Genomic DNA, 1,324 nt, shown 5'->3' with positions numbered 1-1,324 from the left:
GAAGCGTTTAAATCTATTAGTTATCCCGATCGCACTGTCAAAAGAGCCGATCGCGCCGTCCGGTGCAGCCCTTTTCAATTACACTTCTTCCAGACAATCCGCGATAACAGCGTTTTCCTAACTGCGATCGCCTCAAACACGGGTGTCGAAAGCGGCTACACTCGATCGCCCGTATCCGAACTCGTAGCCGAAAACTCGCTACTTTGGCTGATCCAAGTCGGCGTGTTGCGACGGGAAGTAGACGGACAAGGGATTACCGACAGTTTTCGCCTCACGCCCCTAGGCCGCCAACTCGTGGAAAAATGGGAACAGGAAGGACAGGGAGTGCCGGCGGCGTCATTGTGCGATCGTATGGGAAATGCCGTTAGCCGCGGGTTGGGACTGTTTCTTTAAGCGTTTATTGCTTGTCCTAGTCCGACAGTCCGACAGGGAATGAATTCCCTGTCTCATAGCAAAAGTCGGTTAAAACCGACTGCAAGTCTCAATTTAACTCGATGTTGAGTTTCGCAATGCACGTTAATCAACCGTCCTCAGTCCTCTTGCAGAGGACTTGCGCTATGAGACAGGGATTTCAATCCCTGTCGGACTCGCCGTCAAACGAGTTAGACCGCGATCGCACCATAGCATTTTTTGAAGAACCGGGCGATCGCATCCCTGTTCCAACGTTTGCCGAATCCTTCAATCTCACCGTCGGTGAAATGTTCAGTTGGCTGACTGAGTAGCGCCACCTCGATTTGTGAATGATTTAACCGCAGAGGGCGCAGAGGGCGCAGAGGAAGAGAAGAGATCTCTCTACGGATTTGGTTCGATCTAATGTGCGGTCGATCGCCTATACTAGAATATCTGGTTGTCAGCACTTCAAGGACGAGAGAAAACTAAAGTTATCAGTACAAACTTAATTATGATTATTTAACCGGACTTGATATCATCTCTCAAATAACCGCTAACTACTAACAACTAACTACATAAAAAGTTTGTCAAAAATGGAAGCTAAATCTTACAAAGACACGGTAAACCTGCCCAAAACCAAGTTTGATATGCGCGCCAACGCCGTCAAACGGGAACCAGAATTGCAACAATTTTGGACCGATCAAGAAATCTACGATCGCCTTTCGGAAAATAACCCAGGCGATTTGTTCATCCTGCACGACGGGCCCCCCTACGCCAACGGACAACTCCACATCGGCCACGCCCTCAACAAAATCCTTAAAGACTTTATCAACCGCTACCAAATGCTGCGCGGCAAAAAAGTCCGCTACGTGCCCGGTTGGGATTGTCATGGATTGCCGATCGAACTTAAAGTATTGCAGAACATGAAATCGGA

3 protein-coding genes are annotated in these 1,324 nt (G+C 48.6%); all 3 read left to right on the top strand.

Features of this window, described 5'->3' with window-relative positions; all coding sequences use genetic code 11:
* Positions 1–15 precede the first annotated feature (15 nt).
* Positions 16–393, top strand: a complete 378-nt coding sequence (locus QUA45_RS27090) for an Npun_F0494 family protein (protein WP_333222913.1) — start codon at positions 16–18, stop codon at positions 391–393.
* Positions 394–557: 164 nt separating this feature from the next.
* On the top strand, positions 558–722 hold the full coding sequence (locus tag QUA45_RS27085; protein ID WP_333222911.1) for a hypothetical protein: 165 nt from the start codon (positions 558–560) through the stop codon (positions 720–722).
* Positions 723–983: 261 nt separating this feature from the next.
* Positions 984–1,324, top strand: a 341-nt coding sequence (locus QUA45_RS27080; protein ID WP_333222909.1) for a class I tRNA ligase family protein, incomplete at its 3' end; no start/stop codon positions are given.

Source organism: Microcoleus sp. Pol12A5 (assembly GCF_036701435.1).
GTDB lineage: Bacteria > Cyanobacteriota > Cyanobacteriia > Cyanobacteriales > Microcoleaceae > Microcoleus.
The sequence above is the reverse complement of the archived record's forward strand: the minus strand, read 5'-3'. Positions and strand labels throughout refer to the sequence as shown.